Here is a 16,156-nt window from a genome sequence, read left to right as displayed (position 1 = left end):
TCATCTGGCTACAATATTGATATCGTCCCCCTGTGGCACAAGATATTGAGGGCTACTATTTCATTAACAAAGCCCAATATGTCATGACGCGTTACTCAGCAGATGACCTTCAACTGTCATTTGTGAGGCGCTATAAGCCTGGCGATAGTCGTTGAAAGAGTGCAGCTTTCCATCGCTTATTACCAAAAAACGTTTGCAGACCTTTTCAATAAGACTACGATCGTGCGATACTAGAAGCACAGTGCCGTTAAACTCTTCTAACTGACGTTCAAGGGCCTTTTTACCTGATATATCCAGATGGTTAGTGGGCTCATCCAGCAAAAGCAGATGACTGTTGATGAGGGATATACCTGCAAATAATAATCTTGCTCTTTCTCCCCCACTCAATGTTTTGACTTTACTCTGCAGACGTTCCCAGGGGAATCCGGCTTTAAGTAACGCCTGCTTCAACTGCTCATTATTGGCATTCACGCGCGACGTACTGCAAAAACTGGATAATGCATTTATAATATCCAGCTCGCTATTCACACCATTTTGTAGCTGATCGTAATAGGCCATTACCGTCGAGTCATGCAGTGTAATGGCCCGATCCCGATCCCGATAACTCTTCCAGATAAGCTGCAGCAGAGTCGACTTACCCATGCCATTAGCACCGATTAAAGCAATTTTTTCTCCTGGCTGAATCAACAGCTCATCTATTGTGTACAGGATATTAGTCTGCCTCGGTGCCCTGACCACAACCTCGTTGCAAAACAGAAGTCGTTTTGCCGGCAGCATTTGGCCGGGAAAGGAAAGATTCCAGGGATAAGGTTCTGGTAAGGTATTTTGCTCAAGCTTGAGTTTATCTACACGTTTGAACATGGACTGCGCTTTTCTTGCCGAGCTTTTACTATGCTGATCTTTACCCCACACCGCCAACTGACGCGCGCTGGCTTCGATGCGCTCAATTTCGTTTGCCTGATCCTGATATTGCTGCTGGCAGGCAAGATCGCTTTGTTCGTGCTGCACTAAAGCTTGCGTGCAGGGGAGTCGATATTGATGCACGCCGCCATTAGCGATAATCCAAGTACTGTTGGTGACAGTATCGAGCAAGCGGGTATCATGGGAAACCAGAATTAAGCTTCCACGCCAGTCTGCTAAAAATGCTTCAAGCCAGATTAACGTCGGCAAATCAAGATGGTTTGAAGGCTCATCAAGTAAAAGAACATTGGGAGTAGAGAGCTGCGCTCTACCCAGTAACAGGCGCGTCTGCTGGCCACCGCTAAGTTCTGAACATGGAGTATCATGCTGGGTAAACCCTATACCAATATTTTCAAGAATAACTTCAGCGCGCCAGCTTTCACTTATGCGCTCATCTGTTTCTAAAATATCGAGAAGAGCCTCTTCTGGCGTTAAAGATAATAAGTGCTCTGGAAAACGCTGTTCCACAAGGTAATAACGTAACGATTTGGGGTGAGTAACCAGGCCTGAACTTGGCTCCAGATTCTTAGTCAACAGTTGTAGCAGGGTGGACTTACCGGCACCGTTGAATCCAACTAAGCCCACCTTTTCAGTGGAGTTTAATGAAAGAGAAACATCGTTAAACAACAGATTTGTTGTATTATGGTAACTCAATTGATTAGTTGAGAGAAAAACTTGATCTTTACGACTCACGATGTTCCCCTTTACGATAAAAAAGCACAATAACAATGCCCGCTAGCGCAAGAACCGACTGAGCCAGGTAAACTCCCTGAGAGGATAAGCCATTCCCTTCTTTTGCCATAAGAAGATATATGGCAAGAATAAATATTCCCGACAGGCCGTTAAAAGTAGCCTGAAGTCTTCCCTGATACTCAGGCGCACAATGAAGTTGTGAAAGAGATATCGACAGGGCCCAACTGGAAATACCAAAACCAATAAGAAAATAAATCGGGAATACCAAAATAACAGCATCATTAACAGAGAGTATATATAAACCGCCAGCCATAACCAATAAAAGCAAGGCAAGCGTTTTCCTGATGCTGATTTTTTTACAAAGCACAGGTGATAAAAAGCCACCTGCTAAAACCCCCAATGAATACAGAGCTTCATAAAGCGCAAATACCCGGGTGCTCGCATGCAACACTTCACGTGTATAAGGGACTAAAATAATAGGAATAGTCATCAAAAGAACCATGATTATCATCTGGCTCATATAAGGCATAAAAAGTGCAGGCTTACTTTTAAAGTATCTCAGCGAAGAGGTATAGTTGTACCACCAACTTCCACTTTGTTTATTTGCATTTTCTGACATTACTACCGTACGCATGGCAAGGTTGAAAAGGCCAGCGATAATAAAAAGTATACCACCGATAAGTAGCGTGCCTTTGATACCTACTACAGCCAGTATGAAGCCACTTAATCCCATTCCCACAATAGTGCCAAATTCGTAAACCATATCAATGGTTGCATTCGCGCTAACAAGATCCTCTTCAGACACGATACTTTGAATAAAAGGCACCGCGGAAGGCATGTAAAATGAAATAAATACCCCAAGTAGAGAGCACAGAATCATCAGGTCTGGCTCAATATTCATTTCCCACATCAGTACCCATGCAACGATAACTATCCCCCTGACCAGATTTGAGATAATGATTTGTGCTTTACGATTGTAACGATCGGCAAGCAGGCCAAATAAAGGAGCGAAAAGGATACTGGGCATCCAGATGCAAAACATCATTATCGCTACACCTTTAACTGAATCGGTTTTGTTATAGGCCAACCAGGAAAGCGCAATATAATTTAATCCATTACCAAAAGTGGCAAAAAGACCACTCACGGTGAAAAGAAAAAAATTCTTGTTTTCAAACAGTGCCAGCCGTTCCTTTACTTCTGCTCTAAACATTCTCTTATCCCAATGACCTGAATCCATTACACAACCACTTAATTCTGTAGCCGAAATAGCCCCGTTTTTTCGCCGCTGACTGCACTCTTTGTATCAAGGCTGGCATTTGAGAAATGGCATCATCCAAAAAAGCGGTCATATTGTACAGATTTACTGTACTATGAATGAAGCTCACCGAGCACTCAATCGTTTTTGCCTGATGCCACCAGTGCGCAGGAAAGTAAAGAAAATCACCTGGATGAAGCACCACGCACTCAAAAGGGATACCAAGTGTTTCGAGCTCGTATGTGCTGTAAAATTTACCCTCTTCAAGCGCATACTGCGGTGCAACTAACGTAAATTCTTTCACGCCCTGCAACTGCCCAACAATACCGTTCACGCTGAGCATATCCTGATGCATGTTGGTGACTGTTTCAGTTGCAGACATCAAAATCCAGGGTGCAAGAACCAGTTCGCCTACTAACGATTTCTCAATATTATTTAATGTAATAGCTTCGGGTACAGTGAAACTATTGTTAAGTGATTTTGCGTGGGAAAGATGCGGCTGCCATGACCAGTTACCCATGCCTTTAACGCCAGACTGAATGCGCTTAATATAATCACTCACCGTAACTTCCACTCTGCCCGATTTATTTATTCCTTCCTCAATAAATATCTTATCGCTACCGAAATTTTCCTCAATGGAATAAAAATTTCCCTGCGTAAACAATGGCCACTGAAAGCAATATCCATGAATAAGAAAACATGTACCCGTCAAATCATTAACACGGCAGTATTCCAAAAATGCTTGCTCATTTTTAAATAATTGCACTGACTGAATCCTCTTTTTGAAATTGAGATAAGACCAAACTCATTTCTTCTGCCATGCTACTGCCTTGTACCGTAAGGCAATTCTTATGGTCAAACTGCGCCAGTGTCTCCTTCAATAACAGAGATGCCTTATTAAGATTGACAGCAGCAGGCAGCTTATATACTCCTGAGAAAGTAAGGTTGTGCATATAAAAAATAATGCGACTTAGAACAAAAGCAGCATGAAAGACCCCATTTGCAGGACGGGGTTGATCACGAAAAGGACTTTTCAGGTAAATTCCTGTCGATACAAGGGGATCGAGTAGTTGCTTAATATAGAGTTCAATGTGAGACATCTCATGAATAATATTTTCGATATAATCAAATAGAGTCCAGTTTTCTTTAGGCGAGATAACGATAAGTCCTAAAAAAAGCACGGAACTGGTTGCTATAAGTGAGTCACAACTGACGATAACAATACGCCCAATAATATTCCTCAAGGTGTAATCCATCACAGCACTGTTTGTTGAGAGCAACTCAATTGCTTCCAGAATATTTTCTCTATAACTGTTCATTACAGAGTAATGTATTTCTGAAAAATCTTCATTTTGACGTTGCATTTCCACAGCGACTGATTTCAGAACTGCCTGATAATCCTCACGATTATCGGGCTGATAGCAAACAACTTTTTCTGGCCAGGAAGCGTAGGAATGGTTTTCTGTAAGGAAATTAAGAATTGTTTGTTTTTTATTACAGGCAACAAATTGCCGCCATAGTGCACACTCTTGTTCTATGACTTCCCTGTTTAAAAATATGGAAAAAATATCTTTATTAGTTATTGTCATAGTATATTTCCCTCATTGTAATCATGCTGACAGGATTGTATATTTTTCTCACATTAATCAAGTCGGGTTTGCTAAAAGGATAAAAAAAGCTGGTAATATTGTTAGCCAATATTGCACTTAGCAGTAAATTAGTGGATGCGATAGACCCTGTTATAGGTTTTGTTACTGCATAAGAACTCCTCTGCAAAAGGCGATGGAATGTGGCTTTGGCCGTCTCAGTGGTTAACAAAGGACCTGCTGTAATAGTATCGTATCCTGCAGCTCCAAAGATAACCGGGACTTTGTGGCGCATAGCATATTCAACGATGTAGAGAGATGACTTAACGGCCGGAGTATCAATAGCTGATACCAGTAAACTAACATCATTAGAAAGGCAATGCAGATCTTCTGAACAGGTAATTTTACGTTCATATAAAGAAATGTTGACATCAGAATTTATTCTAAGCAATTTATCTTTTAAGCACTGTGCCTTACTTTTGCCAATATCAGCGGAATCATAGGCAAACTGGCGGTTCAGATTACTTATCTGAATTCTATCATAGTCGATTAAAGTGAATTTTTTGATCCCCGATGAGGCCAGACACAGCCCTATATTTGATCCTGTTCCACCACATCCAATAAGGGCGATGTGGATATCATTCTCAAAGCTAAACGGTGAGTGTAATGTTCCTAAATGAAAATTTAGGAAATCATAGGTTTTTTCTAAAACGGTTCCTCCATATTTATTTTCTGACAGTACCAGCAAATTCAACTCGGACATTTTTTTATAAAGTGCATAACAGCTATCATCTTTAAGCCACGACTGCAATTCTGTCTCGTCCAGACCAGTTTCAAATTTGGTTAAAAAATTGTCCGCCTCAGGGCCAATAATATCGGTCATCTGGTAATTTTTTTTACCCAAAAATATGATTTTATCATCTGTTCTTATGATCGAGGCATTTAGTTTAATTTTCACTCACCGCTTCCTTTATGAGAACCTTACGTCCCGGAGCATATAAGGTGTTTTCCAGAATTGAACTGTGACAAAAAAAACCAGTAGGAAAAATAAATAAAGGGAGACTAAGGCAATGATCTCGCAAATAAAAATCAATAACCTTGAATATTTCTGGTTGCTGAGATGATAGCGCTTCAGTGAAGAGCATTGAATACAGTTTTTTTATTTTCTCAAATTTCGCATGACTCGTAGATATATTACTCAAATCAGATCGAATGATTTGCACAGGATTTCGCTGAGGAATTTTGCGAATCTCAAAGCGTAGATGGGATTCAGAAAGCCAGTAGCCATATTTATCCTGATGTTTGCGGACTTCAATATTAAAACCAGAGAGTTGTTTAGAAATATCTTCAAGAATTTCATCATTTGGATAGAAATCTTCATAAGATATGTCGATAATAAAACTACTTTTTTTGTAGGCGATAGCATCCCTAAGCGGATAATAAGAACCATCAAAATACATAGACATCCATGATGCAACCGGCTTTAATATATTATCGTAACGTGCCGAAATTGTATTGCGATTAATTTTAGAAGTTAAAATTTCTTTGACGTGGTTTGGCAGTTTATCAAATTTTATTCCGGGAGAGAGCATCATCATTAAGTTACCTTCAGCAGCCACAAAATTTTTCTTAGCCGTAAAGATGCGATAATTTTTCAAGTTGACGGCAGTGTTACAACTGACATGCACTTTACCATCAAAAAAGGCCTCGCCGTTCGGATCTTTTTCAACCAGAAGGTAATTGATTTTTTCCACAGCGGGAAAGTTCTTATCAAGCATAAAATATTTATTAGCAATCAGTTGATAAAGGTTATCCTGTTTTTTTACTAGAACATAAGGTCCGGCGAAAACGTCATCATCATGCTCGTGTTTGGGAGAAAAATTTAATAAAGACAAATATTGAGTAATAAATGGATCATACCATGAAGTTTGAATAGTAAAGCTATGGTCATTATGGATTTCTGTTTCTAAACCCAGTTTTGCTACAGATGCAAGGAGCTTATTATAACGATTATTCTCATCATAACAGATGTGTTTGATCGCCCGCACATAATCCACAGCTTTCACATTATCACCATTACTCCAGAATAAATCTTTTCTGATATTTATTCGGAATGAGTCAACTGTCTGTTGGAAGGATTCGGCACCTAAGGGCTTAATTTCGTCCTTTTCCAAAGAGAACAACGGAAGCGCAAGTTTGCTGTAAATTTGCTCTCCACTGTAATCACAGATCGACCAGATATCTTCTTTATAAGGGAAAACATCAATAGCGACATTTAAATTATTCATGATGTTCAGGCCAGTTACCTAAGCAGTTTTCTTAATAATCTCTTCATACACTTTATTTTTTCTAAGCAAGATCTCTATTTTTTCTTTGGTGTAAGCGACCTCCTCTATAATAGAATCCCTGACTTCATCCGAGATTTTGAATTTATCTTCTGTAAGCGCTTCGAGATAATCATTGAAAGCAATGTCACTCTCATTTGAATCTCTGGAGATATAGGAGTGATAATTTTTATAAAATCTTATGGCATGCTGTCTGGAAGTAAAACCACCTGTCACCATAATATTATCCGTGTCATTACGGATTTCATGTACCCATCCAGTCGGCACGTAGAGAATAGTCCCGGGAGTAAGGGTAAATTCAAAAATCTCAACATTTAATTTATCCAGATGTGATACGATGCCTTCATTAAATAATGAAGACCCCATCTCAATGTGATGACGATGAAGTGGAGATATAGCACGGAATGTTTTTTGACCTTCAATCATCAATAACCATGCGCTGGTTGAAAAACAGTCAATGTGAAGATCGCAATTTATTCCTTTTTTTCCAAAAAACACCCATCGTCTGCGGAATTGCATTCTTTTTGGCAAACGATCGATGAAATCATCCGGATGGAATTTTGGAAAAAAGATATCGTCGTCCAACTCAGGCAAGATTTTTTGATAACTCCAGCCTGTCATATAGGGGCAATGTTCGCCATTTTTCATAAGATCAATATATTCAGATATTGAAATCTTTCTGGTGATATTTGCCGGATCCTCTAAGTTATCACTTACCTGACATAATACATCGCTACAGCGAGCTTTAAAAAATTCAAAACTCCATTTTTTATAGGCAGGCATGTCGCTGTTCAAATTTGCATACTGCACGGGTTGGGTTTTATTGAAAAATGTTTCTTCAAAATGATTGTTTTCAACATTTTCGACATTTTCGACATATGGCCGGAATACGCTCATAGAGAATTCTCACGATAAGTTCCAAATTTTAGTTCTGGGGTTACCCCCAGAACCCGATGATCTTATTAGCAGCGGTGAGTTGCTAATAACAGTTCATTATCCAGTTCAATCTCAGCCAGCTGTACATTTTCAATTTTGAATTCAACATCAAAATCTTGAGTCTCAGTTGGAGATACATAAGAACGAAACTCTTTGCTTTCGAAATCATTCATGGTTAGTGCTCCTGTAATTTGACTTGGATTGTTGTTAAACAAAAATTCAAACGCAGTGATCTTCAATTAATTTAAAAAAAGTTAAGTAAATGTCGCTTGCGATTTAAAAGTAATGCAGTATGTAAATTTATGTTATTTTATTCTTATGTAAGTGTGACTGGATTCACAAAAAATCATTGGTTATTGATTAATAAAACGAAGTGCTCAAGAGAAATTAATGGCTTTTTTAATGAAATGGTCGCCCCCTATATCTTGTGCCACAGTGGGGCGATAAATCGTCAATACTTGAGCGGAGCGGACATCATGAACGTTAAGACTATCGGCATCGATTTTGTAAAAGAGGATTTCTATGTCCACAGAATTGACAAACACGGTTCGCCACGCTGATGGCCATATCGTCAATCAATACGCTATAAATCAGTCACATCACCAGCCCGCAGACAAACATCACGTACATCAGAACAGAAATTCCCTGTGTTACGAGTGGTAATAACCTCAATCGCCAGGGGCAAAAATGGCAGCGTTAGTCAAGGCTGCCGCCAGGTAGGCAATCAAGGAAATCCACGTCATGATTACGCCTTTACATCGCCAGCCGCTACCGTAGAAATCGTCGGGTTATCCGACTGTTCGACGAATGACGGCGCTTTCCGGTATTTATCCAGCAGATGGATCTGAATCTTGCGCAGCATATCGCCATTCAAACGGTAGTACCGGAAGTAGAGAACCAACATCATCATGAAAAACAGTATCGGCAGGACAATCATAATAAACTGCATCCCCTGCAAGGTTTGCGCAGACTGCGCCACATTCGGCGTGTAGCCAATCAGCCCCAGCACCAGAGCGATAAAGAACGCCGCAAACGCCGAGCCGCCCTTCACGACCATCGTCTGTACGGAATAAGCGATACTCTCGCAGCGAATATTGAGCTTAAATTCCCCATAATCGACCGTATCCGCCACCATGATCACCTGCAGCACCCAAAAGAGCGCGGTCCCGATATTAAGGAAAATACCCGCCGCCACGATTAACGCGGCATTATGGATGTCCGCTAACGCCATCGCAAAAAGTCCCGCGCAACTCAGAACGGGCATCACAGAGGCGCCCGCCCACAATATCCGCCGCGATAACATTTTCACCAGCCGGGGGAAGACAACCAGCGTCAGTAGATTCGCCGCGCCGGCATAAGAAAGGTAATAGGGAAAAAGATCGGCATCGCCAATCACATAGGTGAAGTAGTAGATAGCAAAGCCATTGATAATATTGGAGGCAATGTTATACGCCAGCGCCATTCCCAACAGACAGGAGAGTTGATCGTTTTTGTATATCAATCCAACGATGGTTTTTAACGTCAAGTGTGGGCGGCCCGCCGTTACGCCGTTGTCGGAAGAGTACACCTCATGTACGTTGCGTAATGTCACGATGGTCGACGCAATAAAGAACGCAATCAGCACCAGCGTGAACATCTGAAAGCCGAACCCGCGATCCGCGCCGCCAATGTATTTCACAAACGGCAGCGTCATACCCGCAGTGACGAAGCCAGCCAGACTGGCGAAAAAACGCGGGAACGGCACCAGTTGTTCGCGCTCGCGCTTGTCAAGCGTAATGGTCGGCACCAGTGACCAAAATGGGATATCCATAATGGTATACGTCATGCCCCACAGGATGTAGGTCACGCAGACAAAAACCACCTGCGCGGTCCCTTCAAAAAGATGGGCGCTGAACAGCAGGAAAAGCACCAGCGAATTGGTTAAAGTGCCGATCAATATCCACGGCTTAAATTTCCCCCACCGCGAACGCGTGGCGTTGACAATCCAGCCCATAATGGGATCGTTTATCGCATCCCAGATTCGCGCGACCAGAAAGAGGGTGCCGACGAGGCCGACCGAGAGTCCCACCACATCGGTGTAGTAATACATCAGGTACATATACACAATGCCGATGGCGAAATCCTTACCAAACGCACCGAACCCGTAACTTAGCTTTGTTGTCAGAGAGATGCTCATAGAGTACCGGGTCGCTGTTACCAGCGCCCGCCTTCTGTTAGTAGAGGTTAAACGCCGGATCTGCCGTCCAGCGCGGCTGGAGATTAACGGCGTAACCAGGCCGGAAGCCAGTCGCCATGCGCGGCGATCAAATCGTCAACCAACGCATAGATTTCTTCTATACCCAGCACCGCCGCGGTATGAGGGTCCATCATCGCCGCGTGATACACGCGATCGCGGTTTTCCGTGAGGATGGCTTCGGTCAACAGCGTTTGCACGTTGATGTTGGTCTGCATCATCGCCGCCAGATGAGAAGGGATCGTCCCCACCTTCGTCGGCTGGATGCCGTTGGCATCCACCAGACAAGCCACTTCCACGCAGCTTCCCTGCGGCAGATTATCAATCAGCCCCTCATTACGCACATTGCCGTAAATCACGCTCGGCTCGCCAGTCCACAGAGCGTTCATAATGGTGCTGGCGTACTCGCGGGACGGTTTGATGTCGATACACTCGGCGGTTTTATACTCCTCCAGCTCTTTATGCCAGTTCGCCAGTTGTTCTACGCAGCGTTTCGGGTATTCATCCAGCGGCACCTTGTAGCGCGCAATCAGATCCTCGCGTCCCGGTTTAATAAACCACGGTGTGTACTCGGCAAAATGCTCTGATGACTCGGTGACGAAGTAACCCAGCTTTTTGAACATCTCGTAGCGCACAATGTTCTGGCAGCGTTCATTGCCGTGAATATTGGGCTTCGGCGCCTGTCCGGCGTCATAAGCCGCCAGCAATTCAGAATAGAGATTGACATAAGTTCCGTCAGCCGTTTTGCGCTCCAGTTCCAGGTAAAACGCCATATGGTTAATTCCGGCGCAGCGGTAGCGCAGCGAGGCGGGATCGATATTCAGGTCGCGCGCCAGTTCTTCCGCCGTTCCCTGTACAGAGTGGCACAGGCCGACCTGTTTGATATGCGGATAGCGGGCATACATCGCCCAGGTGTTCATCGCCATCGGGTTGACGTAATTGAGCATGGTGGCCTTCGGACAGACTTCCGTCATGTCTTCGCAAATCCGCCACAGATGCGGGATGGTCCGCAACGCGCGCATAATGCCGCCCGGCCCCAGCGTATCGGCGATCGTCTGTTCCAGGCCATGACGTTTACAGACCTCAAAATCGGTCACGGTGCAGGGTTCATAGCCGCCAATCTGGAAGGCGACGACCACGAAATCCGCATCCTGCAGCGCCGCTTTTTGGTTGGTATGGCAGGTAATCCGGCCAGAAGCGCCCGCAGAGTCCATCAGTTTTCGTACCACAATGTGCGACTCTTCAAGCCGGGTTTGGTCAATATCCATCAGGGCGACATGCGCTGACTTTAGCGCCTCGCGGTGAAACACATCGCCGAGGATATTTTTAACGAAAATCGTCGAACCTGCGCCGATAAAGGTAATTTTGGGTGCCGTCATCATGACTCTCCAGAACAGTAGTGAACACCTTCATGGTGGCACGCGTTCCCGGTGGAAACCTCCGTCTTCCCCGATGAGCCTTCCCGAAAACTCAGATCGTATGCTGACGAGCGGAAGATCTGAGTTTTTGGGACAAAATCGCGTAAAAAGCAGAGTATTCGGCCTGATAATGAGACTACGCTCTACAATATCGATGGATTCTGTGCCCGGATTCCCGGTTTCCTCCCTGCTAAACGCGCATAATTCTGATAATTCAGGAAACGGAGTGACGATGAGTACGCAGCCAATAACCTTTCTCCCGCCCGACCCGCACATGTGCAACGGCGATGAAAAGCAAACCCGTAGCCCGCTGTCGCTCTATTCTGAATATCAACGGCTGGACGTTGAATTAAGGCCGCCGCACAGGATGGCCAGCAGTCACTGGCATGGGCAGGTGGAAGTCAATGTTCCGTTTGACGGCGATGTGGAGTATTTAATCAACAATGAAGTCGTACAGATAAAACAGGGGCATATCACTCTGTTTTGGGCCTGTACGCCGCACCAGCTTACCCGCGCCGGCAATTGCCGGCAGATGGCGATTTTCAGTTTACCGATGCACTTGTTTCTCTCCTGGCCGCTGGATCGCGACCTTATCAACCACGTCACGCATGGGATGGTGGTTAAATCGCTGGCGACCCAGCAGCTTAGCACTTTTGAAGTGCTGCGCTGGCAAAAGGAAACAAGCAGCCCGAATGAACAAATTCGTCAGTTGGCGATCGATGAAATCGGCCTGATGCTTAAACGCTTTAGTTTTTCCGGCTGGCAACCCATTTTGCTCAATAAAACATCACGCACCCATAAGAACAGCGTTTCACGCCATGCGCAGTTTTACGTAAGCCAGATGCTGGGATTTATTGCCGACAACTACGATCAGGCGCTAACCATTAACGACGTCGCGGAGCATGTCAAACTCAATGCTAACTACGCGATGGGGATATTCCAGCGGGTCATGCAATTGACGATGAAGCAGTACATCACGGCGATGCGCATCAATCACGTACGTGCCTTATTGAGCGATACTGACAAAACGATCCTCGATGTCGCTCTGACCGCCGGATTCCGATCCAGCAGCCGTTTTTACAGTACTTTCAGCAAATTTGTCGGCATGTCGCCACAACAATACCGCAAGCTAAGCCAGCAACGACGCCAGACGATGTCCGGCTAAAAACTGATACCACTATCAGCCAAAAAAATAATTCACCTGTCGATAAACGGCAGGTGAAATCGCTCAATATCAATAATTAACTCATTGTTTATTAAAATATAATATCAACAACTGACCATTATTCAATCACTTTACACCCCCTATTTGACGGGGTAATACTTGCCCACGTCACATTCATACGGCGGGTCGGCAAGGCGTAAATTGCACGGCCTCCACAACCGGGTAAAAGATGATGAAAGTATTAATTGTTGAAAGTGAGTTTCTGCATCAGGACACCTGGGTTGGCAACGCGGTTGAGCGTCTGGCGGATGCCTTAAGCCAACAAGATGTCACCGTCATTAAATCGACATCCTTCGATGACGGTTATGCCATCTTGTCCGCTAACGAAGCCATTGACTGTCTGATGTTCAGCTATCAAATGGAACAACCGGATGAACACCTGAGCGTCAGGCAATTGATCGGTAAACTTCACGAGCGTCAGGAAAACGTGCCCGTTTTCCTGTTAGGCGACAGGGAAAAAGCGACGGCATCGCTGGACCGCGACCTGCTGGAGCTTGTCGATGAATTCGCCTGGATTCTGGAAGACACCGCTGACTTTATCGCCGGACGCGCCGTTGCCGCCATGACCCGGTATCGCCAGCAACTGTTACCGCCGTTATTTAACGCGTTGATGAAATACAGCGACATTCATGAATATTCATGGGCGGCGCCGGGACACCAGGGCGGCGTCGGCTTCACTAAAACGCCTGCCGGTCGCTTTTATCACGACTATTATGGCGAAAACCTGTTCCGTAGCGACATGGGGATTGAACGTACCACGCTCGGCTCGCTACTCGACCATACTGGCGCGTTTGGCGAAAGCGAGAAAAACGCTGCCCGCGTATTCGGCGCCGACCGCTCCTGGTCCGTGGTTGTCGGAACCTCCGGTTCTAACCGCACTATTATGCAGGCCTGTATGACAGATAATGATGTCGTCGTACTGGATCGTAACTGCCATAAATCCATCGAGCAGGGGCTGATCCTCACCGGGGCTAAACCGGTCTATATGGTGCCAAGCCGTAACCGTTACGGCATTATCGGGCCAATCTACCCGCAGGAAATGCAGCCTGAAACCTTGCAGAAGAAAATCAGCGCAAGTCCGCTGACCAAAACCAAAGCCGGACAGAAACCGTCTTATAGCGTGGTAACTAACTGTACCTATGACGGCGTATGCTATAACGCCAAAGAGGCACAAAATCTGCTGGCGAAGACCAGCGATCGTATCCACTTCGACGAAGCATGGTACGGTTATGCGCGCTTCAATCCGATTTATTGCGATCACTACGCAATGCGCGGCGAGCCTGGCGACCATAACGGTCCAACCGTTTTTGCCACCCACTCCACTCATAAACTGCTGAATGCGCTTTCACAAGCATCTTACATTCACGTTCGTGAAGGCCGTGGCTCGGTGAATTTCTCCCGCTTCAACCAGGCGTATATGATGCATGCCACCACCTCTCCGTTATATGCCATCTGCGCATCCAACGATGTGGCGGTATCTATGATGGATGGCAACAGCGGTCTGTCGCTCACCCAAGAGGTAATTGACGAAGCGGTCGATTTCCGTCAGGCGATGGCGCGTCTTTATAAAGAGTTTACCGATGAAGGCGACTGGTTCTTTAAACCATGGAATAAAGACGTCGTTACCGATCCGCAAACCGGTAAAACCTACGACTTCGCCGACGCGCCGGCAAAACTGCTGGCAACCGACCAGAACTGCTGGGTCATGCGACCCGGAGAAACCTGGCACGGCTTTAAAGACCTGCCGGATAACTGGAGTATGCTGGACCCGATTAAAGTCAGTATCCTGGCACCGGGTATGGGCGACGATGGTGAACTGGAAGCATCCGGCGTACCTGCTGCGCTGGTCACGGCATGGCTTGGCCGCCATGGTATCGTACCGACCCGCACCACTGACTTCCAGATTATGTTCCTGTTCTCTATGGGGGTCACTCGCGGGAAATGGGGGACGCTGATCAACACACTGTGTTCCTTCAAACACCATTACGACGCGAATACGCCGCTGGAACAGGTAATGCCGGAACTGGTGCAAGATTATCCTGACACTTACGCGAACATGGGTATTCATGATTTGGGCGATAAAATGTTTTCTTGGCTACGTGAAAATAACCCTGGCGCCCGTCTCAACGCCGCCTATTCCACCTTGCCGGCCGCGGAGATCACCCCGCGCGACGCCTATAATGCGATCGTAAACGACAATATTGAAATGGTGGCGATTGAAAATCTACCGGGTCGCATTGCGGCGAACTCCGTTATTCCTTACCCGCCAGGAATTCCGATGCTGCTCTCCGGCGAAAACTTTGGCGATGAAAACAGTCCGCAGGTGGGTTACTTACGCTCGCTGCAATCCTGGGATCATCACTTCCCTGGATTTGAACATGAAACCGAAGGCACGGAAATTATTGACGGCGTATATCACGTTATGTGCGTGAAAGCCTAATCACAGATAGTCTTTTTTTGAGGATGGCACGTATTCCCTGAGTATTGCTGCAAAACAATAATACTGTCATACCTTTTTGCGCGGGCCCCATCCCGCGCTTTTTTTATACAAAAATTACAGGTTGCCACTCGCGTACAACTTTTTGTACACCCTAATTCATCGTACAAATATTGTAATATTATTCAGGAAAGTTATTTTAATGAAGTTTCAATTCATCACACAATTGACTCAACCCCCGTTATCTCACCCGTTTGGCGAGATCCGGTCTTTTATGTTCATATTCCAGGAGTTCGGGTATGAGGATTTGCAGCAACGAGCCTTGCATAGTGGTATTAACCGAAAAAGACACATGGTTACGAGTAAATGGTAAGGAGCCGGTCAGTTTAAAAACGAATCATATGGCCATTCTGGCTTGCGAAAATAACATTATCGAGATTTCATCATTAAATAGTGTGCTAGTAATACAAGTGAGTCGCAATAATATTAAAGATTACTTACAATTCCTGAATAAAGATCTTTCACATCTTCCCGTCTGGCAACGCAACGACGCTCCTTTATTAACCGCCCCCTGCCTGACGCCGGATATTTTCAGAGTCGCCGCCCGCTACAGCGCGATGGAAACAAAGGATGAAATTACTATTGAACGCACCCGTTCTCTCCTTTTCACCGTTTTATCCCGCTTTCTTGACCATAAAAAATTTATTTCCTTGTTAATGCATATGCTACGCAGCCGTATCAGCGATAGCGTTTATCACATCATTCAGAGCGATATTCATAAAGACTGGAATCTGAGCGCCGTCGCCAGCTGCCTATGCCTGAGCCCAAGCTTGTTAAAGAAAAAGCTCAAAAATGAGAATACCAGTTATAGCCAAATAATCACCACCTGCCGAATGCGTTATGCCGTAAATCAATTATTAATGGATGGAAAGAATATCTCGCAAGTCTCACAGCTCTGTGGGTATAACAGCACGTCGTACTTTATTTCCGTGTTTAAAGAGTTTTATGGTATGACCCCTCTTCATTATGTTAGCCAACATCGGGAACCATCAGCCGCCTAATTTTCAC

The 16,156-nt window shown here is 45.0% G+C and carries 13 protein-coding genes; 3 read left to right on the top strand and 10 right to left on the bottom strand.

The window, feature by feature from the left end; genetic code table 11:
* Positions 1-81: 81 nt before the first annotated feature.
* From F4V61_RS14395 to melA, 10 genes are all read right to left on the bottom strand, one after another.
* On the bottom strand, positions 82-1,653 hold the full coding sequence (locus F4V61_RS14395; protein WP_079781951.1) for an ABC-F family ATP-binding cassette domain-containing protein: 1,572 nt from the start codon (positions 1,651-1,653) through the stop codon (positions 82-84).
* Positions 1,643-2,890, bottom strand: a complete 1,248-nt coding sequence (locus tag F4V61_RS14390; protein WP_211359255.1) for an MFS transporter — start codon at positions 2,888-2,890, stop codon at positions 1,643-1,645. The genes F4V61_RS14395 and F4V61_RS14390 overlap by 11 nt, the downstream gene beginning before the upstream one ends.
* Positions 2,868-3,674, bottom strand: a complete 807-nt coding sequence (locus F4V61_RS14385; RefSeq protein WP_001175888.1) for a JmjC domain-containing protein — start codon at positions 3,672-3,674, stop codon at positions 2,868-2,870. Before F4V61_RS14385 ends, F4V61_RS14390 begins: the two co-directional genes overlap by 23 nt.
* Positions 3,661-4,497 carry an aKG-HExxH-type peptide beta-hydroxylase gene (locus F4V61_RS14380; RefSeq protein ID WP_000156602.1) on the bottom strand — a complete coding sequence of 279 codons (837 nt, stop codon included), beginning with the start codon at positions 4,495-4,497 and terminating at the stop codon, positions 3,661-3,663. Before F4V61_RS14380 ends, F4V61_RS14385 begins: the two co-directional genes overlap by 14 nt.
* A complete protein-coding gene (locus tag F4V61_RS14375) occupies positions 4,484-5,452 on the bottom strand; it encodes a ThiF family adenylyltransferase (protein ID WP_052043321.1) in 969 nt (322 codons plus the stop codon). The genes F4V61_RS14380 and F4V61_RS14375 overlap by 14 nt, the downstream gene beginning before the upstream one ends.
* A complete protein-coding gene (locus tag F4V61_RS14370) occupies positions 5,442-6,782 on the bottom strand; it encodes an ABC transporter substrate-binding protein (protein WP_080161080.1) in 1,341 nt (446 codons plus the stop codon). The genes F4V61_RS14375 and F4V61_RS14370 overlap by 11 nt, the downstream gene beginning before the upstream one ends.
* 18 nt (positions 6,783-6,800) lie before the next feature.
* The gene (locus F4V61_RS14365; RefSeq protein WP_038397144.1) at positions 6,801-7,736 is read right to left on the bottom strand and encodes a cupin-like domain-containing protein; all 936 of its coding nucleotides are present in this window, start codon (positions 7,734-7,736) and stop codon (positions 6,801-6,803) included.
* A gap of 65 nt (positions 7,737-7,801) precedes the next feature.
* Positions 7,802-7,948, bottom strand: a complete 147-nt coding sequence (locus F4V61_RS22075; protein ID WP_153810780.1) for a hypothetical protein — start codon at positions 7,946-7,948, stop codon at positions 7,802-7,804.
* 572 nt (positions 7,949-8,520) lie between these two features.
* Complete coding sequence (gene melB / locus F4V61_RS14360) at positions 8,521-9,951, bottom strand: melibiose:sodium transporter MelB (RefSeq protein WP_079799527.1); 1,431 nt, start codon at positions 9,949-9,951, stop codon at positions 8,521-8,523.
* Positions 9,952-10,034: 83 nt separating this feature from the next.
* Complete coding sequence (gene melA / locus F4V61_RS14355; protein WP_079827966.1) at positions 10,035-11,390, bottom strand: alpha-galactosidase; 1,356 nt, start codon at positions 11,388-11,390, stop codon at positions 10,035-10,037.
* Between the two features lie 268 nt (positions 11,391-11,658).
* On the opposite strand from melA, the gene melR reads away from it, so the two are divergent.
* From melR to F4V61_RS14340, 3 genes are all read left to right on the top strand, one after another.
* Entirely contained in the window at positions 11,659-12,591 is a 933-nt protein-coding gene (gene melR / locus F4V61_RS14350; RefSeq protein ID WP_058819327.1) for a transcriptional regulator MelR, read from the top strand.
* A 232-nt stretch (positions 12,592-12,823) separates the two neighbouring features.
* The gene (gene adiA / locus F4V61_RS14345) at positions 12,824-15,091 is read left to right on the top strand and encodes an arginine decarboxylase (protein WP_103143107.1); all 2,268 of its coding nucleotides are present in this window, start codon (positions 12,824-12,826) and stop codon (positions 15,089-15,091) included.
* A gap of 296 nt (positions 15,092-15,387) precedes the next feature.
* Complete coding sequence (locus F4V61_RS14340; RefSeq protein WP_012210677.1) at positions 15,388-16,149, top strand: AraC family transcriptional regulator; 762 nt, start codon at positions 15,388-15,390, stop codon at positions 16,147-16,149.
* The last annotated feature ends 7 nt before the right edge of the window (positions 16,150-16,156 follow it).

Source organism: Salmonella enterica subsp. arizonae, from assembly GCF_008692845.1.
GTDB classification, from domain to species: Bacteria; Pseudomonadota; Gammaproteobacteria; order Enterobacterales; family Enterobacteriaceae; genus Salmonella; species Salmonella arizonae.
This window is presented reverse-complemented; position numbering and strand designations above follow the sequence as displayed.